The following is a 24,331-nucleotide window of genomic DNA, read 5'->3' on the forward strand; positions in this document are numbered from 1 at the left end:
TGTGGAGAGCATATGACAACCCAGCAACTCTTCCTCGGCATCGACTGCGGCACCCAAGGCACCAAAGCCATTATCCTCGACGCTGTCAGCGGTCAGGTTCTCGGCCAGGGCGCCGCTGCCCACACGATGATCAGCGGCGCCAACGGCCGTCGCGAGCAAGACACCGCGCAATGGCTGGAAGCCTTCGCCCTCGCCACCCGCCGCGCTTTACTGGCGGCGAATGTCGACGGCCAGTCAATCCAGGGCATCGGCGTTTCCGGCCAGCAACACGGCCTGGTGCTGCTCGACGATCAAGGCCAGGTCCTGCGCCCGGCCAAGCTCTGGTGCGACACCGAAACCACGCCTGAAAACGACCGCCTGCTGACTCACCTGGGCGGTGAACAAGGCTCGCTGGAACGCCTTGGCGTGGTCATCGCGCCGGGCTACACCGTCTCCAAACTGCTGTGGACCAAGGAACAGCATCCGGATGTGTTCGCCCGCATCGCGCGAATCCTGTTGCCCCACGATTACCTGAATTTCTGGCTCACCGGCCGTGCGTGCAGCGAATACGGCGATGCATCCGGCACCGGCTATTTCAATGTGCGCACCCGCCACTGGGATTTGCAGCTGCTGCGCGACATCGACGCCAGCGGTCGCTTGCAATCCGCGCTGCCGGAACTGATCGACGCTCATCAAGCGGTCGGCACGATCCTTCCCGCCATTGCCGAACAGCTGGGCATCAACCCCAACGCGGTGGTGTCCAGCGGTGGCGGCGACAACATGATGGGCGCCATCGGCACCGGCAATATTCAGCCGGGGGCGATCACCATGAGCCTCGGTTCTTCCGGCACGGTGTACGCCTACGCCGAGGCACCGAAGGTCAGCCCGGACGCGTCGGTCGCGACCTTCTGTTCCTCGAGCGGCGGCTGGCTGCCGTTGATCTGCACCATGAACCTGACCAACGCCACCGGCGCAATCCGCGAACTGTTCAACCTCGATCTCGATGCCTTCAACGCCTTGGTGGCCCAGGCCCCGATCGGTGCCGAGGGCGTGAGCATGCTGCCATTCCTCAACGGCGAACGCGTGCCTCCCCTGCCCCATGCGACCGGCAGCCTGCATGGCCTGACGATCGATAACCTGACGCAAGCCAATCTGTGCCGCGCCGCCGTCGAAGGCACCACCTTCGGCCTGCGTTATGGACTGGATCTGTTGCGCCAGAATGGTTTACAAAGCCGCAGCATTTGCCTGATCGGCGGCGGCTCGAAAAGCGCGGTGTGGCGGCAGATCGTCGCCGACATCATGAACACCCCGGTGATCTGCACCGAGCAGAGCGAAGCCGCAGCCCTCGGCGCGGCGATTCAGGCGGCGTGGTGCAAATCGTGGTCGAACGGCCACGAAGACACCCTGGCCGATCTGTGCCAGCGCTGCGTGAAGCTCGATCTGAACAGTGAAACCCTGCCGGTTGCCGCGAATGTCGCGGCCTTCCAGCAGGCCTATGAACGCTATCGACTGCATGTCGCAACCTTATAAAGAGCAAACAACTATGTACCTGGTGTGTGGCGAAGCACTGTTCGATTTCTTCAGCGAAGACGATGCCGGCGGACAGGCATCGAAAGTCAATTTCAAGGCGATTGCCGGTGGCTCGCCGTTCAACGTGGCGGTGGGTTTGCGCCGGCTGGGCGTTGATTCGGCGCTGTTCGGCGGGCTGTCCACCGACTACCTCGGACGACGCTTGCAGCAAGTGCTGCAGGATGAAGGCGTACGCCCGGACTATCTGGTGGATTTCGCTGCGCCGACCACCCTGGCGATGGTCGCGGTGGGTGCCAACGGCTCGCCGCACTACAGCTTCCGTGGCGAAGGTTGCGCCGACCGGCAGTTGAGTCAGGCGCACCTGCCGACGCTGGGCCCGCAAGTGCGCGGCCTGCACTTCGGTTCGTTCTCGCTGGTGGTGCAACCGGTTGCCGATACCTTGCTTGCGCTGGTGCAACGCGAAAGCGGTAAACGCCTGATCAGCCTCGACCCGAACGTGCGCCTCAACCCCGAGCCGAACATCGACCTTTGGCGCGAACGAATCGCTACGCTGGTGCCGTTGGCGGACTTGATCAAAGTCAGCGACGAAGACTTGAGCCTGCTGTACCCCGAGCAAGATCCGGCGCGCGTCATCGAAGGCTGGTTGCAGCATCGCTGCCAAGTGGTGTTTCTGACCCGTGGCGGTGAAGGTGCAACAGTCTTCAGCCGCGCTCACGGCTCATGGTCGGTGCCGGCAAGCTCGGTGAAGATTGCCGACACCGTCGGCGCTGGCGATACCTTCCAGGCCGCGTTGATCACCTGGCTGACGGAGCACGAGCTGGATTCGGTGGAAGGCGTGCAGCACCTGAGCCGCGAACAGATCGACGGCATGCTCAGGTTTGCCGTACAGGCCGCCGCCCTTACATGCAGTAAAACAGGTCCGGATTTGCCTTATCGCCACCAGTTGACCTGACCGCGTAGACTGGCGCCCTTTTTTGCACGACGGGATGACGGCTTTTGAATTCGGGGCGCACGGTTGGACTCTTGGTATTGGCGGCACTGTTGACCGGTTGCGGAACATCGCCACCGCGTTCACCGGAAAACCTCTGCGAGATTTTCCGCGAAAAGAGTGATTGGTACGACGCGGCGCAAGTCACGCAAAAGCGCTGGGGTGTACCGATCCAGGTGCCGTTCGCGATCATGTATCAGGAGTCCGGCTACCGCTATGACGCCAAGACGCCGCGCAAATACCTGTTGTGGGTGATCCCGTGGGGCCGGGTTTCGACGGCCTCCGGCTATGCACAGGCCAAGGATGAAGTCTGGTCCGACTACCAGAAAAGCACCGGTCGCTACGGCGCCGATCGCGAAGACTTCGACGACGCCATCGACTTCGTCGGCTGGTACATGGACAAGACCACCTCGATCAACGGCGTGTACAAGTACGACGCCTACAACCAGTACCTCAACTACCACGAGGGCTGGGGCGGTTTCCGGCAGAAGACTTACGCCAGCAAGGCGTGGCTGCCGCCGGTGGCGCGCAAGGTGCAGAACCGCTCGGACATGTACGGTCAGCAATACGCGGCGTGCAAGGATGATCTGAATCGCGGGTTCTGGAGCCGGTTCTGGCATTGGCTCTGACCTTCGGTGCCCTTTAGGACGCCATCGTGGGCAAGCCCGCGATGGCGTCAGTTCAAACACCGCCGACCTGTGGGTTACAACACCGAAAAGTTGTAACTCACAATCAACCGGGTCTCATCCACATCCCGGGCGAACTTCTCGTAGTTGGTGCGGTAAGTCGCATTACGCAAACGCAGGCTGACATCCTTGAACGTCCCGGTCTGAATCACGTACTTCAGCTCGCTGTCGCGTTCCCACTCTTTGCCTTCCTGATCGGTGCCGGGGACCTTGATGTGATCGCCGTTCACGTAGCGGGTCAGGAAACTCAAGCCGTTGATGCCGATCGCCTTGAAGTCATAGTCGTAACGCAACTGCCAGGAACGTTCCTGGGCGGCGGCGAAGTCGTTGACCTGCACGTAGTTCACCAGATACGGGTTGCTGCCATCCAGATACGGCATCGAGTTGTCACCGTTCATACGCTGCCAGCCAGCGCTGAAGGTGTGACCGCTGATGCCGTAAGACAGCATGCCGCTCAACGCGCGGTTGTCGATTGAGCCCGCTTTCGCATCGCCGCTGTCGGCGCTTTTCAGCAAACGCAGATCGGCTTTCAGCACACCGTCACCCAGCGGCTGATTGGCCAACAGACCCACGAAGTGCTGGCGATAGATGTCTTCCAGCTCGGCGTAGTGGTACTGCGCGGTCAGGCGATCGTTGATCTTGTAGTCGAAGCCGTACATGTCGAAATGATCGGCGGTGGTGTTGCAGGCATAGCGCTTGTTCTTGCAGTGCACGCGGATGTCTTGCGAATCGGTCGAATCCCGCGCGGTGTACTTGTCCAGACGCGCGGCCATGAAGGTCAGGTCCTTCACCTCTTTGGAAGTCAGCATCGCACCGTTGAACATCGTCGGCAGCAGGCGACCGTCGTTGTACTTGAGCAGCGGCAGATCCGGCAGCAGCGCGCCGTATTTCAGCACCGTATCCGAGACTTTGACCTTGGCGGTCAGGCCCATCTTCGCGTACTGACCTTTCGAACCGCGCGGGTCGCCGCCGCTGGACGGCAACAGGCCGCTGTTGCTGCGGTCCGGGCTGGAATCGAGCTGGAAACCCGCCATGCCCAGCGCATCTATACCAAAACCGACGGTGCCTTCGGTGTAGCCCGATTGCAGATTGAGAATGAAACCCTGCGCCGACTCTTCGCGCTTGGACGCGCCCTGATCACTGGAGGTGTGCCCGTCACGGAAATCGCGGTTGAAGTACACCGTGCGCGACTCGATCTTCGCCGTGGTGTCTTCGAAAAAACCGCCGGCCTGGACCTGCGCGGTAAAACCGGCGCACAGCACAAAGGCTCCGAAGCCAAGCGACTGGCGCGGGGTGATGAGGGGAAATGGGGGACGCATTGAAAACTCCAACAGAACAACGATTGCGCAGAGGCGCAAACAACCAGAAATAGCTCCCGTCCCGGACCAGTGAAGAACCGGGAGGCAGTGAACACGCGGGGGTGAACGGCAATGATGGCAGATGGCTTTGACGTGCTACAGGCGACTTTAGTCTGAAACTGACTGGTTGTTCCCGGACTCGGTATTCAGCATTCGCGACAGATTGGTTCGCCCGCAAGTGCCTGTTTTACTGGGCCAAACCGTAGGCCTAAGGGTTTTCCCTATGGGTTCTGACCACTGCCTCTACGGCATTTGCGCCTTGAACGAGGCGGTTTAATCCTGCACCATCCGCCCACGCTAATCCAAAGGACGGAAAACAAGGCATGCTGGACGCCAATGCTACCCACATTACCCTCACGCTCGAAGGCGCTTCCGCCGACCTGCAGGTCCTAAGCTTCACCGGTCGCGAAGCCCTCAACGAGCCGTTCCGTTTCGACCTCGAACTGGTCAGCGCCCGTCCCGACCTCAACCTTGAAGAACTCCTGCACAAGCCTGGCTGCCTGACCTTCGGCGCCACTGGCGAGGGCAAGATTCATGGTCTGGTGTATCGCATCGAGCAAGGCGATTCCGGCAAGACCCTGACCCGCTACAGCCTGAGCCTGGTGCCGCAACTGGCCTACCTGCGGCACAACCATGACCAGCAGATTTTCCAGAACCTCACCGTGCCGAAGATCATTGCCCAGGTTCTGGAAGATCGCGGCATCCTGGCCAACGCCTACAGCTTCCAGCTCGGCGCCGAATACCCGGAACGCGACTACTGCGTGCAGTACGACGAATCCGACCTGCATTTCATCCAGCGCCTGTGCGAAGAGGAAGGCATTCACTTTCACTTCCAGCACAGCAGCAGCGGCCACAAACTGGTGTTCGGCGATGACCAGACCGTGTTCCGCAAACTGAAACCGGTCAACTACCAGCAAGACTCCGGCATGACCGCCGACAAACCGGTGATCAAGCGCTTCAACCTGCGCCTGGAAACCCGCACCAGCCGCGTCAGCCGCCGCGACTACGATTTCGAAAAACCGAAGATCCTGCCCGAAGGCGCCGCTAAATCCGAGTTCATGCCGGACCTGGAAGACTACGACTACCCCGGCCGCTTCACCACGCGCGAGCGCGGCAAGTTCCTCTCGACCCGCGCGCTGGAACGCCATCGCAGCGACTACAAACTCGCCGAAGGCAAAGGTGACGAACCGACCCTGACCAGCGGCCACTTCATGACCCTGGCCGAACACCCGCGCGCCGAATGGAACGATTTGTGGCTGCTGCTGGAAGTCTTCCACGAAGGCAAACAGCCGCAAGTGCTGGGCGAAAACGTCACCAGCGACGTCACCGACAACAAGAGCGATTTCCACCAGGGCTACCGCAACAGCTTCGTGGCCACCCCGTGGGACGCCCACTACCGCCCTGCCCTCGAACACCCGAAACCAAAAGTCCTCGGCAGCCAGACCGCCATCGTCACCGGCCCCGCCGGCGAAGAAATCCACTGCGACCAGTACGGCCGCGTGAAAGTGCAATTCCACTGGGACCGCGAAGGCCAGGCCGACGACAAAACCACCTGCTGGCTGCGCGTCGCCAGCGGCTGGGCCGGCGCAGCGTACGGCGGCATCGCCATCCCACGCATCGGCATGGAAGTGCTGGTGACATTCCTTGAAGGCGACCCCGACCAGCCATTGGTGACCGGCTGCCTGTACCACAAGGAAAACGTCGTCCCCTACGACTTGCCGGCGAACAAGACCCGCAGCACCTTCAAAACCCTGAGTTCACCGGGCGGCAAGGGCTACAACGAATTCCGCATCGAAGACAAGAAAGGCGCGGAACAGATCTACATCCACGCCCAGCGCGACTGGGACGAGAACATTGAACACGATCAAAAGATTCGGGTTGGCAATGAACGGCATGACACCGTTGAAGCCAATGTTTTAAGTGAATTCAAGGTCGAGGAACACCGCATCACCCACCTGGATCGCAAGAGCGAAATGCGCGCCAACGATCACCTGACTGTCGGCGTGACCCAGCATGTGAAAGTTGGCACCGGTCAGTTCGTGGAAGCGGGCACGGAGATTCACTACCACGCTGGCGAAAAAGTCGTGATCGAAGGCGGGATGGAACTGACGGCGAAGGCTGGCGGCAGTTTCATCAAGGTCGATGCGGGTGGTGTGACCATCAGCGGCGCGGAAGTGAAGGCCAACACCGGTGGTGCGCCGGGTGTGGGCTCAGGCATTCAGATCCTTGTGCCTTTCATCCCTGGCTTGGCCGCCCTCGACAAGGCCGGACGCTTGATGCAAACCCGGCTGAATCAAAAGATCGAGGCTGAATCGCTGGCCGTAGTGCCGAAGCTGAAGGCGCCGAAAGGCATCTGCGTTGAGTGCCTGAAGAAAGCCATGCGGGAAAAACTGGCCCTGCAATCGGGAGCCAATTGATGACGAAGGACGACGCAGCGAAAGCCTGGGTAGAGGCGCATAAAAACGCACAGTCGAGATTCGCAATCGTTGAAGCGGGCCTGCTCTCCGAGCCGGCTCGACAGCAATTCCTCAAATCCGATCCGTCACGCCGCCCCTTGATGCTTCAATCGGAATTCGCCGAATTGCGCAACTACGGCCCATGGCTCGTGGACGTCAGCGACATGGAATTCCAGGCCTTTCTCGCCCACGAATACTTCACCGGCTGCACCGCCATGGCCAGCTGGATCCGCACCGACTGCCCTGCCGACAAACTCGCGGCGCACCTGAGCGATGCCTTGCTGGCAAAAAATGAAGCCGGCGAAGTCCTGATGATCCGCAGCTACGCCCCTGAAGTACTGCCGATGCTCCACGCCCGCGACGATCTGTCCTGGCATGCCTGGCTTTTCGGCCCGTTGCAGGAGTGGTGGGTGCCAGCGGCGGATGATGAGTGGCAATGCTTCAAAGGGCTTAACCTGGAAAAGCCGGGCAAGTACCAGCCGATTTTCCTGGACGCAAAGTTATGGAAGGACATGGAGGTCGATCCCCTGCCCTACAACCTGACCACCGAACTGGAAAAAGACGCGCCAGAGGTATTCACCAGTAGCTGCCATGGCGACCGGTTGAACCAGGTCAAGCAGGCGCTGGACGCAGGTCGCGCAGAAGGCTTGTCGGACCCGGAAGACGTCAGCCTGTTTGCCAGCCTGCAATTGATGGACCCCGAGTTCCCGGCGAATTGGCCGATGTGGGGAAAAGCCAAAGAGCGGGCTGTTGGGGAGAAGTTGCCGCTTGGGGTTGTGATGAGGGAGTTGTCTGAATGAGTCAACAATTTTCCGTAGAAAGCCGATTGGTGAAAAAGAGCCTTGGAAATTTTCAATGTCGTTAAGCCTGAATAATTTGAATCAACGCAGATGGAAGAACCGAGCCTTAGCTATCGGCATCCTTATTATTGCTGTCCCTTTTTTAGCATTTTTCATTTATAGCCAAAACCGAATGCCCGGCGCGGCGTTGACGTCTCATAACTATATGGACAGACCTGTCGGTAGCTACTGGGTAAATGATAACTGGGGTGGAAACGGAGGCGTCACCTGCTGCTGGGACATATCCGGAGAAAATGCCAAATTAGTTTGGATCCTGAGCATGTCAAAAGCTCAGGAGGACCAGGGCATGAAAATAGAGAGACATGAGGCTCTGTTGCCCCTGCCAAAACGTAAAGCCGGAGACGATACATTGCACGTCTATTTTCTCCCCGAAAACAAGATTGAGCTTTTGTGGTCTGCCACGACCCTGGATACGAGGTACGCTCCGGAAAACTCAGCAAACCCTCCATCTGACGGACCAGGAAGTCATCCATGAGCACACCAAAAAAATTGTCTGATGCACAAGCTATCAGCGCGCGTTCAAACACGGACACGGTGGGTAAGAAGAGTTCGGTATTGCCCTGTGAAGGAACTCTTCACGTAGGATTTTTTTTTGACGGCGTCAGTCGAAATCTCGAGAATGACTTAAGAGAGGACCGAGTTACGAATATTGGACGGCTTTTTCTTGCCTATCCTCATGAAAAGACGGCTGCGCCCTCCGACCCAGCCAACCAGTATCATAAATTCTACATATCCGGGCTCGCTACATCTTTCGACGCTACTTTAGGAACAAACGCAACTACCAGTTCCGCCGACCTCAATGGCGCAGTGAGTAAAGTCAAGGATGATGTCTCAAAGCTGCCTAAGGATAACGCTACAGAAGCGGCTGTCGATGTTGGCAAGGACCTTTTGACGGGAAAAAACTGGTGGGAAAACCTCACGAACAATATAAGACCGAAGAATATTATTTCCACGATTGCCACAGCAGCAGCAAAAGCGTCAGTCGAAGGTATCTCGCCGGTCCGTGACGACGAAGTTGTTTTTAGCTTACTCAAAACTGGTGTGGATACTCGATTAGAAGCCGCAACAAATCGATTCGAAAAACTCGTTGAAGATGTGAAAAAGGCAAATCCGATTTCGATCAAGAAAATATCTGTGTCGATATTCGGATTCGATTATGGCGCAACACTGGCGCGAGCCTTTGCTCATAAGATATTCGAAGCGTGCGATCCTGGTACTACTACCTACAAAGGCGCAAAACTTGAAGTTATCTTCGCGGGTTTGTTCGATGCGGTCGATAGAAGCATGGAAGCATCTGTCGTTCTTGATTTTTTGCTGCCAATCTCCAATAAAGTCGATGACGGAGAGTGTCTGCCGGGCCCTGTAAAATCAGCCCTTCATCTAGTTGCTGCTCATGAATGCAGGGATAACAGGCGTGCTCGACTGATTGGCACTGGATCACTCACCCCGCGCTGGGAAGAGCGCTTGGTTCCAGGAACAAGTTTTGATGTAGGGGGAGGACTAAAAAAAGACAGTACCCCTCACAGTCGCGAACTACACATGGCAGCTCTGCACGATATGTACCGCGCAGCCTACAGTGCCGGAGTTCCCTTCCCTTCGATGGCAAAGCTCCAGGAAAAAGATAGATACGTGTCCAGTTTCTTCGAGTTACACGACCACATTAATGGCACAAGCGCCATTGAGGCGAGTAATCGATACATTTCCAAGGCTGGCAATAAAAAAGTTTCTGCCGATGCCTTTCTCGCCCATCGTCGTCTTTATATTCAAAGACTTCGCGGACTGTGGGAGTTGTACAGTGAGCAACACCGTGCTTATTCCGAGGAAGAAGAGCGTTTGGAGCGACCGGTTTTTGGTGAAAATGGATCTTTCAAGCGCATGTTGGGAATGGGTAGCGAAACCGAAGCTCAAGCCAAAAAGCGTGATACGTCTCTAAAACAGACACGTGAGAGCAAAGAAAGTCTTCGCGCTGAGCTTGGTTGGCTTGAGGAAGTTGATAGAGAAGCCAAACGTCTTCGCATCGGACTTGCTTCGAAATCAGAAAAGGCATTATTGGATGAATGGTTTGCCCCGCAACCAAAGGGCCTCAGCTTCGACATCGAAGATCTTCTGGAGCTCTATCTGAGTGATAGATTCATGATAAACAATATGACGCAATCCCCGAGCACAATAAAATATTTCCTGGTTCGAGAGTTCGATATTCCTGATTTGACAAAGACTAAAGGAATGTCGCCAGACTACATGGAGCAAACGATACGTAAGCCATCGACGCAATCGTCAGGCGCTTAGAGTCGAAGTAAGGATAGTCTAAGGTTAGGCTCAAATTGCCCCCTGACAGACTAGTTTGGATATCTTTGATTTCATAAATGATCCAGTCCCGGATGAAGAGCCTCGCCTTTAGCTCATCGAAAGCCTCCAACAGCATCACGGGCAGATAATGCTTCTGCCCGTGAATACCAGGCCGCTTTTCAAACCATCAAACCGGCGCCTGCCAGTTCAACATTTTCTGCTGCGCAACCTGCAGCAAATCACTGCCATCCTGCGTCAGCAGGTACAGCGCATGGGTGATGTGGGGAATGTCCTGGACATCGGCGTGTTTGAAGCACAGGCAGTGCAGGGTTTCGAGCAGATCGGCTGCGGCGCGGATGCGTTGCACGGCGGCTTCGAAGAGGTCTTTCGGGTTGGCTTGGGTGTCGATGACCAGCGGTGCGCTGTCGGTGACGCCGCTGTTGAGCGGGAGATAGCGGGCGGAGCTTAATTTCAGGATTGGCATTGGAATTACTCGATTAGGTTGTAAGTAACCGCCGACACCGTGACCAAACGATGGGGAGGCGGACTGTGCGCAGGCTTGGTCAACCGAGAACAACCCAACTCAGCACGCCCGAAGGCGACCCTGCACACAGCCGCCACTGCAATGCACTTCGAGGACATAGATGTCCACGGAGCGAATAATGGCACACTTGTGAGGGCTGTTATTTTAGGTGACCAAACCTAAGCCGCTGATTTTGCAGCGACGCCAAACCATAACCGCCCCACTCCAGCCCCCGAAAGCAGACAAGGCATCCACCCTTGTAGGAATCCGCCGAGACTCCCCCGCGAAACAATCCCCGCCCAGACAGCCGGCGTTCAGCCCGGTTAACCATCGCTTAACGCCGCGGTCAAAAACTCTACTGAACCGCACACCCTCAGCCCTTGGCTGACGCCGAGTGCGGCAGGTTTGGCTCGCAATCTGCCGAACTCCATTTCCGTCGCACCGGAGTCCATCATGAACATTCGTCCGTTCCTGCTCACCACCGCCCTCGCCTGCACCGCGTTTGCCGGGCTGGCCCAGGCTAATGACACTTCCAAGGCTGTTCCCTATGAATACGGCATGCCGCTGCATGTCGCCAAAGTGGTTTCCCTGACCGAGCCGCAGACGCAGGAGTGCAAGGTCATCACCGCCGACATGAAATACCTCGACAACACCGGTAAACCGGAAGAAATCAGTTACCGGAAATTATCTGACGCGTGCAGCTTCCAGAACTGACAGAAAGCTCTGATTTGCGGCTTTGCGGTAGGCGAGCACGGGGCTCGAAGAGTATGCTCGGGGCCCTCCTCACTGCCGCAAGGATTCGCCATGCAGTTGTCGTTCCGCACGCTCTCGACCCTCACCTTCTCCCTGTGTTTTCTGCTTTCCTTGGCGTGGGGTCTGGCACCACAGATGTTGCTGGCGATCTGGAGCATCGAGTATTCGGAAGCCGCCGGATTCGTCGCACGGCGCAGCGCGGTGCTGTTTGCGGCGTTGGGGGTGATGTTTTATCTGGTGCGCAACGCGCCGGTCTCGATCGCACGCAATGCGCTGAGCAACGGCTTGATCGTCGGCTGTTTCGGCCTGGCGGTGCTGGGGTTTGCTGAATGGCTCAACGGCCACGCCGGCCCCGGGATTCTGCTCGCGGTGCTGGTCGAGTTCGCGCTGGGCCTTGGCTTCTTGCAGGCCCGGCGCGTGACGGTCGAACTGGGTGAAACAGTCGGTTAGACAACTCGGGATCGCGGCACTGAATGATGGGTTGCCGTTTGTTGCGCAAGATCCGAGCGCAACCCGGCGATCAGGCCGTTGATTTCGCGACAGCTGTTCAAATGACTGGCATCGATGCCACTCACCTGCAGCTCAACCTGATCGGTCTGGTGATCGCCATACACCTTGACGGTCATCGACAGATCCGGGGACAGCGTGCATTGGCAGCGTTTCGGTAGAAAGCTGCTTTCTATGATGTTGCGGAGTTCCAAGGCAGACAGAAACATGGCGAAACCTCTCCTTACTGTGAGACTGCCAATCAAGTATTCACGTCGACCGTCGTCACGCTTCCCACGGGTGTGTCCCCGCTGAATTCCTTGGGTTGCGACAAGCGGCTGTACTGCGAAATGCCCATTGGAGTGTAGGCGCCCGAACTCGGTGCGCTGCACCAAATCAACGCATAAAACGTGCCTTTCATCAGGTTGCATTCACCTCCTTGCAAATCAATGGTTTGGCGAAAAGGCAGGCAACTGGCCAGTTGCAAAATGCAAGATCCGCTCGTGCAGACACTGCAATTTGCATGCGGCTGGCGGTTTGCATTCATCGCCCTTGGCAGTGAGAATGCCCGTCAACCAACGTACACCCGCCAGGAGGCTTCAATGGGAAATTTCACCGTCCGCGCGACGGCCGGCCTGATGCTCGCCAGCCTGTCCACCCTCACCCACGCCGCCAAACTTGAAGACACCGCGCCTTATCCGAAGGCCGAAGCGGGCTTCACGCGCCAGGTCATCCACCTGCCGCAGCAAGCCCAGGAAGAAAACTTCAAAGTCGAAATCCTCGCCGGCAAAACCCTCGAAGTCGATTGCAACCGCCAGCGTCTGGGCGGCACCCTCGAAGAGAAAAACCTCGAAGGCTGGGGTTATCCGTTCTACCGCCTGGAAAAAGTCAGTGGCCCGATGAGCACGCTGATGGCCTGCCCACCCGGCACCCAGAAAAAGCGAGCGTTCGTGCCGGTGATCGGTGACGGTTTCACTGTGCGCTACAACAGCAAGCTGCCGATCGTGATTTACGCACCGCAGGACGTCGAAGTGCGTTTCCGCATCTGGTCGGCCTCGGACAAGATTGGCGTGGCAATACCTGAATAATCTGCAAAGGAGCCGCAGCCTTGATTACCTGCCACGTCAGATACGTGATTGATCCCTATCAGTTGGACGCATTCGAAGCCTACGCCAAGACCTGGCTCGGCATCGTCGAACGGCTGGGAGGAACGCATCATGGTTACTTCCTGCCCTCGGAAGGCGCGAGCAATATCGCGTATTGCCTGTTCAGTTTCCCGTCGCTGGCGGATTACGAAAGCTATCGCCACATCGCACTGACCGACCCCGAAAGCACGGCGCTGGTGGCCGATCTGGTCGAAAAGAAGTTCATCATCAGCTACGAGCGCAGCTTTCTACGCCCACTGCTGCCCTGAACGCTTCAACGCCGTTGGCAACTGCCAACGGCTGATAGCTGCGCAACTTGAAATTCCGACTCATCTGCCCAAGGAAGGAATACCTGATGTCCATCGCCCTGCCCCTCACCGCTTTGATCGCCTTTGGCGGCTATACCGTCTCCGTGATGCTTCAGGCCGAACAGTCGCTGATCGACTTCGGCATCAGCCTGATGTCACGGCCGGACACCGCGCAAGTGGTGATCGATCTTTATCTGCTGGCAACGCTGGCCGGCATCTGGATGTTCAAGGATGCGCGCAAGCGCGGGCAGTCGGGCTGGTCGGTGGTGCCGTATCTGTTGCTGACGGCGGTATTTGTTTCGGTCGGGCCGTTGTTGTACCTGGTGGTCCGGGGCCTGCAGGATCGCAAGCGTTCGGCACCGGTCATTTCGCCAGACGCCTGAGCCCGAACAGCATCCCGCCGGCCCCCAACAGCATCGCTGCCAGAAACAACGGGTACGACACCCACCACGGTGTGCCGGCGGTCATCATGCTGAATTCCGACATGCCGCCAATGCTGGCAATCAGGTTGAGCGGCAGGAACACCACGTTGATCAGCGTCAGTTTGCGCAGCAGGTTATTCATGCTGTTGTTCATCAGGTTGCCCCGGGCGTCGATCAGCCCGGAGAACACCGTCGAATAGATTTCCGCCTGCTTGTAGCACTGATTGTTTTCGATGATCAGGTCGTCGATCAGGCCGATCGATTCGCTGCCGAAATGCTGTTTTTCCGCGTGATTGCGCAGCCGCGTCAGCACCGCGCCGTTGCTGTGCAGGGCGTTGATGTAATAGATCAGGCTTTCGCTGAGGTTGAACATCTGCACCAGATGCTGGTTTTGCATCGAGGCGTTGAATTTTTGCTGCAACTCCCGGGCGACCAGTTTGATCACCTTCAGATGCCCGAGGTAGTGATGGATGTTGTTGAACAGCAAGTCCAACAACACATCCAGCGGCGTGTTCAGTGGCTGACGTGTACCGACACCGTGCAGCGGCGTGTCGTCCGTAGCGATCACCAGCAACTGGCCCGGCGAGAACAGCAAGCCGCAGGACGAAACCTCAAAAGCCAGGCTGCCACCGCCGGAATAGTTTTCCGGGCGTTTCCAGATCAGAAACAAGTGGTCGGGGTGAAACTCGATCCGCGACACCTCGTCCGGATCAAGCGCCGAGGCCAGCGCGTGTTCATCGAGTTTGAAGTGACAGTGCAGCAAGTCGCGCTCGGCAGCGTCCGGGTCGCTGAACAGCATCACCTCGGCGTCCAGCCGCTCGACCCGCTGCAAACCGCCGTGATTGAGTGCAAAACTGTTGATCATCGGCCGGTCACCAGGCCTGACCGCGGCGTTTCAGCTCAAGACGCCGCACGAACTCTTCCAGTACCAGCGAATACAGGTCGTCCTGCAGGTAGGCGTCTTCGATGCCGGCGTCGAGGTTCGGGTTGTCGTTGACCTCGATCACCACCACCTTGTCGCCGGCCTGTTTCAAATCGACGCCATACAAGCCATCGCCGATCAGGTTGGCGGTCTTCACCGCCAGTTCCACCACCGCGCGCGGCGCTTCGTGGATGGCCAGCGTGCGGCATTCGCCGTTGACATCCTGGCCCTTGGCCTTGTGGTTGTAGATCTGCCAATGACCCTTGGACATGAAGTACTGGCAGGCAAAGATCGGTTTACGGTTGAGCACGCCGATGCGCCAGTCGTACTCGGTGTAGAAAAACTCCTGAGCCAGCAACAACACCGAGTGTTCGAACAGCTCGGCGGTGGCTTCCAGCAAGGCCTGCTGGCTCTCGACCTTGATCACGCCACGGGAGAAACAACCATCAGGGATCTTCAGCACCAGCGGAAAACCGAGGCGTTCGCCGACCCGCTCGAAGTCTTCGGGGCGCTCCTTGTAGAGAATTTCCGTAGCCGGCATGCCCAGTTGATGGCTGTTGAGCAAGTCGGTGAGGTAGACCTTGTTGGTGCAGCGCAGGATCGACGTCGGGTCGTCCATCACCACCAGCCCTTCACTTTCGGCTTTTTTGGCGAAGCGATAAGTGTGGTTGTCGACGCTGGTGGTCTCGCGGATCAGCAGGCCGTCGTACTCGGCCAGCCTTGCGTAATCCTTGCGCTCGATCAGCTCGACATCGATGCCCATGCCCTTGCCGACCCGCACAAAGTTTTCCAGTGCGCGGGCATTGGACGGTGGCAAGGCTTCCTGCGGATCATGCAGGATCGCCAGGTCATATCGCGCTACTTGCGGCGAACGCGGTACACGCCAGATCTTGCGGCTGAAGCCGTCCAGCGCATTGGCGAACTGATCTTCCTGATCGTCGCGCAACTTGTGCAAGGCGCCAGACTTTATTCCTTCGATGTGCCAGCCGTTAGTTCGACGAAACTCAACTAACAGAATCGGACACGGAAATACTTCAAACAATTGCCGGGCCAGATCCTGCAACGGCTCGATATGGGTTCTGCCGAAATAAAGTGTCAGCGTAAAACCTTCAGTGTCGCTGTAGAGATGATGGCTGAGGGCTTTTTCCAGGGTTTTATCCAGGTCATCCAGTGCCAGGCCATAAAGAGATTTTCGGGTCAGCTCGCTGATGGTGCGTACCGACGGAATCACCTTGTGCCCTCGGGCTTCAGCCAGCAGCGAGCAGTAGTAGCCGTGGCCCAGGTACTTGTAGCTGCGGCACAGATTGATCACCTGTACGCGTTTTCCCGGCTCGCTGTCGGGTGGCTGTTCAAGGTATTCCTGGGCCGTCAGGATGTCTTCGCTGGGGAAGTACGAGGCCCAGTCTTCCTTGCGTTCGACGATGATCAACACTTGACTGGAAGTTCTGATCTGCGGTTTTAAATAAGTTGCCGATGGCAAACTTTGACTGGATACTTCGCGCCAATGACCCTGTACCGCTGACATAGAAATTGATCCGTTGGAGAACAAGACCTTTTCTATTAAGCACGAAGTTTTTCGAAAGTCCCGTTTCGTTACGCAACTTTTACGGTGGTCATATGAATGCTGTTTTTCGGCTGGCGGTCATTGAGGATTTGCCAGCGTTGCTCGCGCTGGAGATGCACTGTTTCACCACGGACCGGCTCACCCGCCGCAGTTTCCAATGGATGATCACCCGGGCCCACGGGCAATTGTGGGTGGCCGAACGCGAGGGTCAACTGGCCGGTTATGCGCTGGTGTTGTTTCATCGCGGCACCTCGCTGGCCCGTCTGTATTCCATTGCGATTGCCCCCGAGGCGCGCGGCGGTGGTCTGGGCAAGCAACTGCTGCAACGGATCGAGGCGTGCGCGCTCGAGCACGACTGCGCCTACCTGCGTCTGGAAGTGCGCACCGACAATCCGGCCGCCATCGCCCTGTACGAGCGCAACGGTTACCGGCACTTTGCGCTGATCCATGACTACTACGAGGATCACGCCGACGCGCTGCGCCTGGAGAAACGCATTCTCCAGCACCGCGACTCACGCAACATCAAGGTCCCCTATTACCGACAAACCACCGACTTCACTTGCGGCCCGGCCTGCTTAATGATGGCCATGGGTGCGTTGCAGGCCGAACGTTTGCTTGAGCGGCGCGAGGAATTGCAGTTGTGGCGTGAGGCAACCACGGTGTTCATGACGGCTGGTCATGGCGGTTGCAGCCCACAGGGTCTGGCACTGGCAGCGTGGCGCCGGGGTTTTAAAGTGCGTTTGCAACTGAGCATGAGCGGGCCGCTGTTTCTCGACGGAGTCCGTGACGCGCATAAAAAAGACGTCATGCGCCTGGTGCATGACGAGTTCATGGCACAACTGAACGACACCGATGTCGATCAAGTCAGCGGCGTAGCGCTGGATTTACCCACGTTGCTGGCCAACGGTGGCCAGCCCTTGGTGCTGATCAGCAGCTATCGGCTAACCCGTTCCAAGTCGCCGCACTGGGTGATCGTCACCGACTGCGACGAAGACTTCGTCTACCTGCACGACCCGGATGTCGATCACAGCCAGCATCGCCAGCCCATGGACTGCCAGCACGTGCCGGTCAGCCATGGGGAGTTCGAGAAAATGTGCCGCTTCGGTCGTGGAAAATTGCGGGCGGCGGTGGTGCTTTACGCTCGCTCACCCGCGTGAAGGGTTCATTTGAGTCCGACCTTGTAAAGCGAACCGTCGGACTCATCCGTCAGCACATACAGGTAACCATCCGGCCCTTGGCGCACATCACGGATCCGCTGTTTCAATTCGCCGAGCAAGCGCTCTTCATGCACCACCTTGTCGCCGTCGAACTGCAAGCGGATCAGTTCCTGCGTTACCAGCGCACCGATGAACACGTTGTGCTGCCAGGGTTTGAAGCGATCGGCGTCGTAGAAGGCCATGCCGGTGACGCCCGGGGATTTTTCCCAGACATGGTGCGGCCCGACCGTGCCTTCGGCGGTCTTGCCCTTGGCTTCTGGGATCGGTTGCATGGAGTAGTTGATGCCGTGGGTCGCCAGCGGCCAGCCGTAGTTCTTGCCGCGTTCGATGATGTTCACCTCGTCGCCACCGCGTGGGCCGTGTTCGTTTTCCCACACCGTTCCGGTCCATGGATTGAGTGCGGCGCCCTGAGGATTGCGGTGGCCGTAGGACCAGATCTCCGGGCGCACGCCGGACTGGCCGACAAAGGGATTGTCGTCCGGCACCTTGCCGTCGGGGTAGATCCTCACGACCTTGCCTTGCAACTTGTCCAGGTCCTGCGCGGTCGGGCGATCGTTGTTTTCGCCCAGGGTGATGAACAGATAACCGTCCCGGTCGAACACCAGCCGCGAGCCGAAGTGATTGCCGACCGACAGTTTCGGCTCCTGGCGGAAGATCACATTGAAGTCCTTCAGGGTTTTCAAGTCATCCGACAGGCGCCCGCGCCCGACCGCCGTTCCGGCCTTGTCACCTGCACCGCCGCCCTCGGCGTAAGACAGGTACACGAGGCGATCCTGTTTGAAATCCGGTGACAGCACCACGTCGAGCAATCCGCCCTGCCCCTTGGCCCAGACGTCCGGCACACCGGTGATCGGCGCAGAAAGCTTGCCGTCGGCATCCACTACGCGCAGATTGCCGGGGCGTTCGGTCACCAGCATGCCCTGGCGATCAGGAAGGAAGGCCAGAGCCCATGGGTGCTCGAGGCCCTGGGTAATGGTCGTGACTTCAAGGGTGCCCTGCTCGCTTTGCAGTTCTTTGGGAGCGGCGGCGAACGCCGGGGCGGTGATCAGTGCACTGGCACACAGGCCGGCCAGAAGGGTTTTACGCAACATGCACGATTCCTTTTGTTCGTTTGAAGGGCTGACAGAAGCGGTTCTGCCATTCAACGGTTGCTCCCGCTGTCACGGGCTGGAGGGTTGGGGATGAAGGTGGGTGGCGTGCTCGGCACGGAGCGCAGCGGCTGGCCATTGCCGATACCGCGATTTTCCAGGGTCGGTGGACGCGGCACGGGAACGGTGTTCGGCCCGCGAACGGGCGGAGTGCTGGGCTGGGTGCCCTGCATGCTGTTGGGGTTCGCCCGGCGGATCGGGCTGTTGTAGGGGTTGTTGCTGTTGCCGGTCGGACTTTGTGCCAGCAACAGCGATGTATGGCTTATTGCGCCATCGGCGTGAACCAGCCCGCCACTGAGGGCGAGCAACGCAATGCCAAGCAGGAAACGGTTCATGAACGGCCTCTTTCGGTGCGCAGGGACTAGAGCCTTCGAGTCCACGCTACGCCGTGGGTTCGCATTTGTTAACCCGTCACCGCTAAACAAGATGTAACACGGCTTGACCTGACGTTTAGCGGCACCCAGCAAACAACGGAAACTTTTACGCCGGGCCACGGGTCACCCGAACATCACTCGGAGAACAGCACATGGCTCGGGCAATCTGGAAAGGCGCAATCAGTTTCGGTCTGGTCCACATCCCCGTGGCGCTGGTCTCGGCGACGTCATCCCAAGGCGTCGACTTCGACTGGCTCGACAGCCGCAGCATGGACCCGGTCGGCTATAAACGGGTCAACAAGGTCACTGGCAAGGAAGTCACCAAAGAGCACATCGTCAAAGGTGTTCAGTTCGAAAAAGGCCGCTATGTGGTGCTCAGCGAAGAAGAGATCCGCTCGGCACACCCGGTTTCGACCCAGACCATCGATATCTTCGCCTTTGTCGACAGTGAACAGATCCCGCTGCAGAACATCGACACGCCCTATTACCTGGCTCCGGACAAGCGCGGCGGCAAAGTCTACGCCTTGCTGCGTGAAACCCTGAGCAAAACCCGGAAGGTCGCCCTCGCCCGAGTGGTTTTACATACGCGTCAATACCTGGCGGCGCTTATGCCTCTGGAGTCGGCGCTGGTGCTGGTGAAGTTGCGCTGGCCGCAGGAAGTGCGCAGCCTGGACGAACTTGAGCTGGGCAGCGAAGTGACCAAGCCGCAACTGGCCAAAGGCGAACTGGACATGGCCAAACGGCTGGTGGAAGACATGACAGCGGACTGGACGCCCGAGGATTACAACGACGAGTTCGAAGACAAGATCATGGCGCTGGTGGACAAAAAGGCCCATGAAGGCAAGATCGAAGACGTTGAGACCGTCTCTGCAGAAGAAGAGCGCAAAACCGCAGATGTTATCGACCTGACCGAACTGCTCAAGCGCAGCTTGGGCGGAAAAGCTCCGGCCAAACCGGCGAAGAAGACCGCCAGCAAGACAACAGCGGCGAAGAAAACCAAAAAGGCCTCATGAAAATGAAATCGGGCGACTGTCTTTAACAGTCGCCCGATTCGTCAGATCAAGATGAAGATCGCCAGCAGACCGCCGAAGATCGCCCACTTTTCCATGTAGTAGAGTTTGCGATTGCGCTTTTTGAGCTCTTTTCCGCGCAGGCGAATCTTGTAGATTTTGGTAAATAACCGGTTGATGCCACCGGTGCGGTCACCCGCATCGTTCGGCGCACCGGCCGCCGACATCACGGTGCGGCTGAACCAGCGGTTGAACGCCGCCGCCCAGCGATACTTCATCGGGCGCTCGATGTCACAGAACAGGATGATGCGGTTCTGGTCGGTGGTGTTTTCCGCGTAATGAATGAACGTCTCGTCGAACATCACCGCTTCGCCATCGCGCCAGTGATAGTTCTCGCCATCGACGTTGATGTAGCAACCGGCGTCGTTCGGCGTTTCCAGGCCCAGGTGATAACGGTAGGAACCGGCGTACGGGTCGCGGTGACGCACCAGTTTCGAGCCCGGCGGCAGCTCGGCGAACATCGCAGCCTTGATCGAGCCGATGCTCTGCACCAGTTCGGTGGTGCGCGGGCACAGTTGCAGCGCCGACGGGTGGCTGTCGCCGTACCACTTCAGGTAGAAACGCTTCCAGCCGGTCTTGAAGAACGAGTTGAAACCGACGTCGTCGTACTGGTTGGAACGTTTGATTTCGCCGGCGCGCAGCAGGTTACGACCTTCTTCACGGATTTCTTCCCAGTGGGTCTGCAACGGAGTCAGATCGGGAAAGTCCTTTGGATCAAGGTAAGGCGTGTTGGGCTTTTTCGAGAACAGATAAAGGAAGCAGTTGATCGGTGCCAGGAACGAAGAGTGATCGCTCAGTTGACGACCGAGTTTGTGGCGTACGCGACCGCGCAGGTGAACGTACGCAATGGAAATGACATATACAGCGGCAATGATGAGTTTCACGGAAATCGTCACACGTCAGAAGTGAACAAACTGCGCGCCTTTCGGGCTGTGGCCCAAGGTCTGTGGCAGTGGTCTGAAATCAAAAAAACGTCCCGGTGGCGCATCCTTGAGCCCATGCCGGACAAGGCATTGGGTGAATGGATGGCATTTTAGCCACAGTTTGTAACCAATAGTGAACCTTCATCTGTGAAAAACTGTCTCGCGATTGCGCCAAACGGCAATCGGAATGTCACCGCCCTATCGTTTAAAGAGCCAGACCAGTACAATCGCCGCCAAACTTTACGCGCCCCCCTTGGTTGATGACGGGATTGCCCCGCCTCAGCGCACTTCGACTCGGGCCAAGCGCTCCGGCTGCGCCCTCGCTACTCAGCACGCTTCGCAGGAAAAACCTTTGATTTCTACAGCTAACATCACCATGCAGTTCGGCGCCAAGCCGCTGTTTGAAAACGTTTCGGTCAAATTCAATGGCGGCAACCGCTACGGCCTGATCGGCGCCAACGGTTGCGGCAAGTCAACCTTCATGAAGATCCTCGGCGGCGACCTCGAGCCATCCGGCGGCCAGGTCATGCTGGAGCCGAATGTACGCTTGGGTAAATTGCGCCAGGATCAGTTCGCCTACGAAGAATTCACCGTGATCGACACGGTGATCATGGGTCACGAAGAGCTGTGGAAGGTCAAGGCCGAGCGCGATCGCATCTACTCGCTGCCGGAAATGAGCGAAGAAGACGGCATGGCCGTGGCCGAGCTGGAAACCGAGTTCGCCGAGATGGACGGCTACACCGCCGAATCTCGCGCCGGTGAACTGCTGCTGGGTCTGGGCATTCCGCTGGAACAGCACTTCGGCCCGATGACCGAAGTCGCGCCGGGCTGGAAGCTGCGTGTTCTGTTGGCTCAGGCACTGTTCTCCGATCCGGAAGTGCTGCTGCTCGACGAACCGACCAACCACCTGGACATCAACACCATCCGCTGGCTGGAAACGATTTTGACGGCGCGTAACAGCACCATGATCATCATTTCCCACGACCGTCACTTCCTGAACAGCGTCTGCACCCACATGGCCGACCTGGACTACGGCGAGCTGCGTCTGTTCCCGGGCAACTACGACGAGTACATGACCGCGGCGACCCAGTCCCGCGAGCAACTGCTGTCGGACAACGCCAAGAAGAAAGCCCAGATCGCCGAACTGCAAACGTTCGTCAGCCGCTTCTCGGCCAACGCCTCGAAAGCCAAGCAGGCCACTTCCCGCGCCAAGCAGATCGACAAGATCCAGCTGGCCGAGGTCAAGCCATCGAGCCGCGTGAGCCCGTTCATCCGTTTCGAACAGACCAAGAAGCTGCACCGCCAGGCTGTGACCATCGAGCAGATGTCCAAGGGCTTCGACGGCAAGACCCTGTTCAAGAACTTCAGCTTCACAGTTGAAGCCGGCGAGCGCGTGGCGATCATCGGCCCGAACGGTATCGGCAAGACCACCCTGCTGCGCACGCTGATGGGCGAACTGACCCCGGACGCAGGTTCGGTGAAGTGGACCGAAAGCGCGGAGCTGGGCTACTACGCTCAGGACCACGCCCACGATTTCGAAGACGACGTCAGCCTGTTCGACTGGATGGGTCAGTGGACTCAGGGCGAGCAAGTGATCCGTGGCACCCTGGGTCGCATGCTGTTCTCCAACGACGAAATCCTCAAGTCGGTGAAAGTGATTTCCGGTGGTGAGCAAGGCCGCATGCTGTTCGGCAAGCTGATCCTGCAAAAGCCGAACGTGCTGGTGATGGACGAACCGACCAACCACCTGGACATGGAATCGATCGAGGCGCTGAACCTGGCGCTGGAAAACTACCCGGGCACGTTGATTTTCGTCAGCCACGACCGTGAGTTCGTATCGTCCCTGGCCACCCGCATCATCGAGCTGAGCCCGAACGGCGTGACCGACTTCAGCGGCACCTACGACGACTACCTGCGCAGCCAAGGCGTGGTGTTCTGAAAACTTGTCTAGTCCTGAAATAGGTTTACACCTGTCTCATCCTAACGCCCGATGCACTGCATCGGGCGTTTTGTATTTTAAGGACAGGTGAGGGCGCTCCTGGTTGTAGATCAGGATCGCCTCCCGCACCATTTGCTCCGCTTGCGCCAAGTCTGTCGGCCGGTGGAGCAAGAGCTCTGTCTTCAAGATGCCGTTGACCCGCTCTGCCAAGGCGTTTTGGTAGCAGTCGTAGCCATCAGTCATTGAGCACGTAATGCCATGCTTGGCATGGAGCTTTTGATAAAGCGCCGAGCAGTACTGCACACCTCGATCCGAGTGATGAACCAGTTTCTGGCATGTTCGACGCGTCTTCAAAGCCATGCGCAAGGCTTGAGCCACCGAGTCGGCATGTAAGCTGCCATGCACGTGATAGCCGACTATTTTTCTCGAGAAGGCATCCGTCACCAGACTCAAATAGACCGGATCGTCACGCTTGGTGGACAGATAAGTAATATCGGCCACCCAGACCTGTTCCGGACCGGTAGCGACAACTTGCGACGGGCCTGGTTTGAGCAGATTGGGATGGCAGCGGAAGTGATGATGACTGTCGGTCGTTTTGTGATAAGCCCGCTTCCTGCGGACCAGTTGGCGGTAATCACGCAAGACCGCCAATAACCGATCGCGGCCGACATGCAGCTCCTGTTTCTCACGCTCCGCGTGCATCAACGAGTGCAATTTGCGGGCGCCAATGCAGGGTTGGCGTACTCGGATTGTCTGCACAAACTGGATGAGTTTCTGATCTTGCTCGATACGAGCCCGATAGACGCGATTACGTTTGTAAAAGGCTTGGCGACTGATCCCCATAAACTGGCAAGCCCTGCTGACACTCAGGGTTTGGGTCTGCGCAACGACTTGCCGGGCCGCTTTTTTACGACAGAAACGCCGTAGTCGTTCTTCAGTACGTCCACCACGTCTTCAAAAAACTTGGCTTTCTGATTCGCCAGCGCCAACTGCTCCTCAAGCTCTTTGATTCTCTGCTCGGGAGTTAAGGGCAAAGTGGGCTCGTCCATCGGTCGGTTCCTTTGGGAACGAATGGAGGCGCCTTGGCTCCAGTCTTGCCGACCATGCTTGCGTAACCAAACCAACACCGTCGACCGACCCTGAATTCCGTAGCGCCGTTGAGCCTCTTTATAACTCAACTCGCCTTTTTCGACTTGGTCGACAACCGACAATTTAAAAGTCAGCGTGTAATCGCGTTGACTGCGTTTTGCGCCCGAATCCATTGCACCCTCCTGATAAGAAGCCAGAAGGTGTAAACCTTATTCAGGACGAGACAACTACTACAAAAAAGCCCTGTCTTTGTGACAGGGCTTTTTTGTTTCACTGTTCACCGGGAAGTCATCACTTTCTTCCCG

The 24,331-nt window shown here is 57.9% G+C and carries 24 protein-coding genes; 15 read left to right on the top strand and 9 right to left on the bottom strand.

Annotation, left to right across the window (positions count from 1 at the left end; genetic code table 11):
* Positions 1-12: 12 nt before the first annotated feature.
* Genes xylB through CAF80_RS07500 form a run of 3 tightly spaced genes read left to right on the top strand, consistent with a single transcriptional unit; the run spans position 13 to position 3,126 of the window.
* A complete protein-coding gene (gene xylB / locus CAF80_RS07490) occupies positions 13-1,509 on the top strand; it encodes a xylulokinase (protein WP_085667075.1) in 1,497 nt (498 codons plus the stop codon).
* A 13-nt stretch (positions 1,510-1,522) separates the two neighbouring features.
* Complete coding sequence (locus CAF80_RS07495) at positions 1,523-2,461, top strand: carbohydrate kinase (RefSeq protein ID WP_085667076.1); 939 nt, start codon at positions 1,523-1,525, stop codon at positions 2,459-2,461.
* 44 nt (positions 2,462-2,505) lie between these two features.
* Entirely contained in the window at positions 2,506-3,126 is a 621-nt protein-coding gene (locus CAF80_RS07500; RefSeq protein ID WP_039768240.1) for a lipoprotein, read from the top strand.
* A gap of 74 nt (positions 3,127-3,200) precedes the next feature.
* Here the strand turns inward: CAF80_RS07500 and CAF80_RS07505 are convergent, their stop codons facing one another.
* Positions 3,201-4,502, bottom strand: a complete 1,302-nt coding sequence (locus CAF80_RS07505) for an OprD family porin (protein WP_085667077.1) — start codon at positions 4,500-4,502, stop codon at positions 3,201-3,203.
* Between the two features lie 362 nt (positions 4,503-4,864).
* Here CAF80_RS07505 and CAF80_RS07510 point away from each other — a divergent pair, with 362 nt between their 5' ends.
* From CAF80_RS07510 to CAF80_RS07525, 4 genes are read left to right on the top strand one after another with little or no spacing between them, the layout of a single operon-like run.
* Positions 4,865-6,958, top strand: coding sequence for a type VI secretion system tip protein VgrG (locus tag CAF80_RS07510; RefSeq protein ID WP_085667078.1), 2,094 nt, complete (start codon positions 4,865-4,867; stop codon positions 6,956-6,958).
* Entirely contained in the window at positions 6,904-7,797 is an 894-nt protein-coding gene (locus CAF80_RS07515) for a DUF4123 domain-containing protein (RefSeq protein WP_134333781.1), read from the top strand. Before CAF80_RS07510 ends, CAF80_RS07515 begins: the two co-directional genes overlap by 55 nt.
* 55 nt (positions 7,798-7,852) lie before the next feature.
* A complete protein-coding gene (locus CAF80_RS07520; RefSeq protein WP_085667080.1) occupies positions 7,853-8,332 on the top strand; it encodes a DUF3304 domain-containing protein in 480 nt (159 codons plus the stop codon).
* Positions 8,329-10,143 (top strand): DUF2235 domain-containing protein, encoded by a 1,815-nt coding sequence (locus tag CAF80_RS07525; RefSeq protein ID WP_074690669.1) that lies wholly within the window; start codon positions 8,329-8,331, stop codon positions 10,141-10,143. The genes CAF80_RS07520 and CAF80_RS07525 overlap by 4 nt, the downstream gene beginning before the upstream one ends.
* A 187-nt stretch (positions 10,144-10,330) precedes the next feature.
* Here the strand turns inward: CAF80_RS07525 and CAF80_RS07530 are convergent, their stop codons facing one another.
* On the bottom strand, positions 10,331-10,627 hold the full coding sequence (locus CAF80_RS07530; RefSeq protein ID WP_025109577.1) for a hypothetical protein: 297 nt from the start codon (positions 10,625-10,627) through the stop codon (positions 10,331-10,333).
* Between the two features lie 492 nt (positions 10,628-11,119).
* On the opposite strand from CAF80_RS07530, the gene CAF80_RS07540 reads away from it, so the two are divergent.
* Positions 11,120-11,380 carry a DUF2790 domain-containing protein gene (locus tag CAF80_RS07540; protein WP_011334038.1) on the top strand — a complete coding sequence of 87 codons (261 nt, stop codon included), beginning with the start codon at positions 11,120-11,122 and terminating at the stop codon, positions 11,378-11,380.
* Positions 11,381-11,470: 90 nt separating this feature from the next.
* Positions 11,471-11,869: a hypothetical protein gene (locus tag CAF80_RS07545; RefSeq protein WP_074690671.1), complete on the top strand. Its 399-nt coding sequence runs from the start codon at positions 11,471-11,473 to the stop codon at positions 11,867-11,869.
* On the opposite strand, the gene CAF80_RS07550 is transcribed toward CAF80_RS07545, so the two are convergent.
* Entirely contained in the window at positions 11,866-12,135 is a 270-nt protein-coding gene (locus tag CAF80_RS07550) for a DUF1652 domain-containing protein (RefSeq protein WP_039768222.1), read from the bottom strand. The genes CAF80_RS07545 and CAF80_RS07550 overlap by 4 nt on opposite strands.
* A gap of 372 nt (positions 12,136-12,507) precedes the next feature.
* Here CAF80_RS07550 and eco point away from each other — a divergent pair, with 372 nt between their 5' ends.
* From eco to CAF80_RS07565, 3 genes are all read left to right on the top strand, one after another.
* On the top strand, positions 12,508-12,993 hold the full coding sequence (gene eco, locus CAF80_RS07555; protein ID WP_039768221.1) for a serine protease inhibitor ecotin: 486 nt from the start codon (positions 12,508-12,510) through the stop codon (positions 12,991-12,993).
* A 20-nt stretch (positions 12,994-13,013) separates the two neighbouring features.
* Positions 13,014-13,319: an NIPSNAP family protein gene (locus CAF80_RS07560; protein ID WP_039768220.1), complete on the top strand. Its 306-nt coding sequence runs from the start codon at positions 13,014-13,016 to the stop codon at positions 13,317-13,319.
* An 83-nt stretch (positions 13,320-13,402) separates the two neighbouring features.
* Complete coding sequence (locus tag CAF80_RS07565; protein ID WP_074690698.1) at positions 13,403-13,741, top strand: DUF2834 domain-containing protein; 339 nt, start codon at positions 13,403-13,405, stop codon at positions 13,739-13,741.
* Here the strand turns inward: CAF80_RS07565 and CAF80_RS07570 are convergent.
* Both CAF80_RS07570 and CAF80_RS07575 read right to left on the bottom strand, forming a co-directional pair.
* The gene (locus tag CAF80_RS07570) at positions 13,722-14,645 is read right to left on the bottom strand and encodes a magnesium transporter CorA family protein (RefSeq protein ID WP_039768216.1); all 924 of its coding nucleotides are present in this window, start codon (positions 14,643-14,645) and stop codon (positions 13,722-13,724) included. The genes CAF80_RS07565 and CAF80_RS07570 overlap by 20 nt on opposite strands.
* 7 nt (positions 14,646-14,652) lie before the next feature.
* Positions 14,653-16,227 carry a RimK family protein gene (locus tag CAF80_RS07575; RefSeq protein WP_074690672.1) on the bottom strand — a complete coding sequence of 525 codons (1,575 nt, stop codon included), beginning with the start codon at positions 16,225-16,227 and terminating at the stop codon, positions 14,653-14,655.
* A 92-nt stretch (positions 16,228-16,319) separates the two neighbouring features.
* Here CAF80_RS07575 and CAF80_RS07580 point away from each other — a divergent pair, with 92 nt between their 5' ends.
* On the top strand, positions 16,320-17,423 hold the full coding sequence (locus CAF80_RS07580; protein WP_039768214.1) for a GNAT family N-acetyltransferase/peptidase C39 family protein: 1,104 nt from the start codon (positions 16,320-16,322) through the stop codon (positions 17,421-17,423).
* Between the two features lie 5 nt (positions 17,424-17,428).
* Here CAF80_RS07580 and CAF80_RS07585 read toward each other — a convergent pair whose 3' ends face one another.
* Positions 17,429-18,574: a PQQ-dependent sugar dehydrogenase gene (locus tag CAF80_RS07585; protein ID WP_074690673.1), complete on the bottom strand. Its 1,146-nt coding sequence runs from the start codon at positions 18,572-18,574 to the stop codon at positions 17,429-17,431.
* 50 nt (positions 18,575-18,624) lie between these two features.
* A complete protein-coding gene (locus tag CAF80_RS07590; protein WP_039768211.1) occupies positions 18,625-18,966 on the bottom strand; it encodes a hypothetical protein in 342 nt (113 codons plus the stop codon).
* 191 nt (positions 18,967-19,157) lie between these two features.
* On the opposite strand from CAF80_RS07590, the gene CAF80_RS07595 reads away from it, so the two are divergent.
* Positions 19,158-20,018, top strand: coding sequence for a Ku protein (locus CAF80_RS07595; protein ID WP_039768210.1), 861 nt, complete (start codon positions 19,158-19,160; stop codon positions 20,016-20,018).
* 41 nt (positions 20,019-20,059) lie between these two features.
* On the opposite strand, the gene lpxO is transcribed toward CAF80_RS07595, so the two are convergent.
* On the bottom strand, positions 20,060-20,959 hold the full coding sequence (gene lpxO, locus CAF80_RS07600; protein ID WP_039768931.1) for a lipid A hydroxylase LpxO: 900 nt from the start codon (positions 20,957-20,959) through the stop codon (positions 20,060-20,062).
* A gap of 391 nt (positions 20,960-21,350) precedes the next feature.
* On the opposite strand from lpxO, the gene CAF80_RS07605 reads away from it, so the two are divergent.
* Complete coding sequence (locus CAF80_RS07605; RefSeq protein WP_039768209.1) at positions 21,351-22,937, top strand: ABC-F family ATPase; 1,587 nt, start codon at positions 21,351-21,353, stop codon at positions 22,935-22,937.
* A 36-nt stretch (positions 22,938-22,973) separates the two neighbouring features.
* Here CAF80_RS07605 and CAF80_RS07610 read toward each other — a convergent pair.
* Positions 22,974-24,199 (bottom strand): IS3 family transposase gene (locus CAF80_RS07610; RefSeq protein ID WP_371916406.1). Its coding sequence is split into 2 segments (ribosomal slippage): positions 22,974-23,848 and positions 23,848-24,199, totalling 1,227 coding nucleotides; the frame shifts between segments, so codons are not numbered across the junction.
* Positions 24,200-24,331 lie beyond the last annotated feature (132 nt).

This window comes from Pseudomonas sp. B34(2017), assembly GCF_002112915.1.
Lineage (GTDB): Bacteria > Pseudomonadota > Gammaproteobacteria > Pseudomonadales > Pseudomonadaceae > Aquipseudomonas > Aquipseudomonas pharyngis.

What these genes read in the sequence shown, in the direction of transcription:
- xylB (WP_085667075.1), top strand. Translation starts at nt 13, where the DNA reads ATGACAACCCAGCAACTCTTCCTCGGCATCGACTGCGGCACCCAAGGC.
- CAF80_RS07495 (WP_085667076.1), top strand. Translation starts at nt 1,523, where the DNA reads ATGTACCTGGTGTGTGGCGAAGCACTGTTCGATTTCTTCAGCGAAGAC.
- CAF80_RS07505 (WP_085667077.1), bottom strand. Translation starts at nt 4,502, where the DNA reads ATGCGTCCCCCATTTCCCCTCATCACCCCGCGCCAGTCGCTTGGCTTC.
- CAF80_RS07510 (WP_085667078.1), top strand. Translation starts at nt 4,865, where the DNA reads ATGCTGGACGCCAATGCTACCCACATTACCCTCACGCTCGAAGGCGCT.
- CAF80_RS07520 (WP_085667080.1), top strand. Translation starts at nt 7,853, where the DNA reads ATGTCGTTAAGCCTGAATAATTTGAATCAACGCAGATGGAAGAACCGA.
- CAF80_RS07525 (WP_074690669.1), top strand. Translation starts at nt 8,329, where the DNA reads ATGAGCACACCAAAAAAATTGTCTGATGCACAAGCTATCAGCGCGCGT.
- CAF80_RS07530 (WP_025109577.1), bottom strand. Translation starts at nt 10,627, where the DNA reads ATGCCAATCCTGAAATTAAGCTCCGCCCGCTATCTCCCGCTCAACAGC.
- CAF80_RS07540 (WP_011334038.1), top strand. Translation starts at nt 11,120, where the DNA reads ATGAACATTCGTCCGTTCCTGCTCACCACCGCCCTCGCCTGCACCGCG.
- CAF80_RS07545 (WP_074690671.1), top strand. Translation starts at nt 11,471, where the DNA reads ATGCAGTTGTCGTTCCGCACGCTCTCGACCCTCACCTTCTCCCTGTGT.
- CAF80_RS07550 (WP_039768222.1), bottom strand. Translation starts at nt 12,135, where the DNA reads ATGTTTCTGTCTGCCTTGGAACTCCGCAACATCATAGAAAGCAGCTTT.
- eco (WP_039768221.1), top strand. Translation starts at nt 12,508, where the DNA reads ATGGGAAATTTCACCGTCCGCGCGACGGCCGGCCTGATGCTCGCCAGC.
- CAF80_RS07570 (WP_039768216.1), bottom strand. Translation starts at nt 14,645, where the DNA reads ATGATCAACAGTTTTGCACTCAATCACGGCGGTTTGCAGCGGGTCGAG.
- CAF80_RS07575 (WP_074690672.1), bottom strand. Translation starts at nt 16,227, where the DNA reads ATGTCAGCGGTACAGGGTCATTGGCGCGAAGTATCCAGTCAAAGTTTG.
- CAF80_RS07580 (WP_039768214.1), top strand. Translation starts at nt 16,320, where the DNA reads ATGAATGCTGTTTTTCGGCTGGCGGTCATTGAGGATTTGCCAGCGTTG.
- CAF80_RS07585 (WP_074690673.1), bottom strand. Translation starts at nt 18,574, where the DNA reads ATGTTGCGTAAAACCCTTCTGGCCGGCCTGTGTGCCAGTGCACTGATC.
- CAF80_RS07590 (WP_039768211.1), bottom strand. Translation starts at nt 18,966, where the DNA reads ATGAACCGTTTCCTGCTTGGCATTGCGTTGCTCGCCCTCAGTGGCGGG.
- CAF80_RS07595 (WP_039768210.1), top strand. Translation starts at nt 19,158, where the DNA reads ATGGCTCGGGCAATCTGGAAAGGCGCAATCAGTTTCGGTCTGGTCCAC.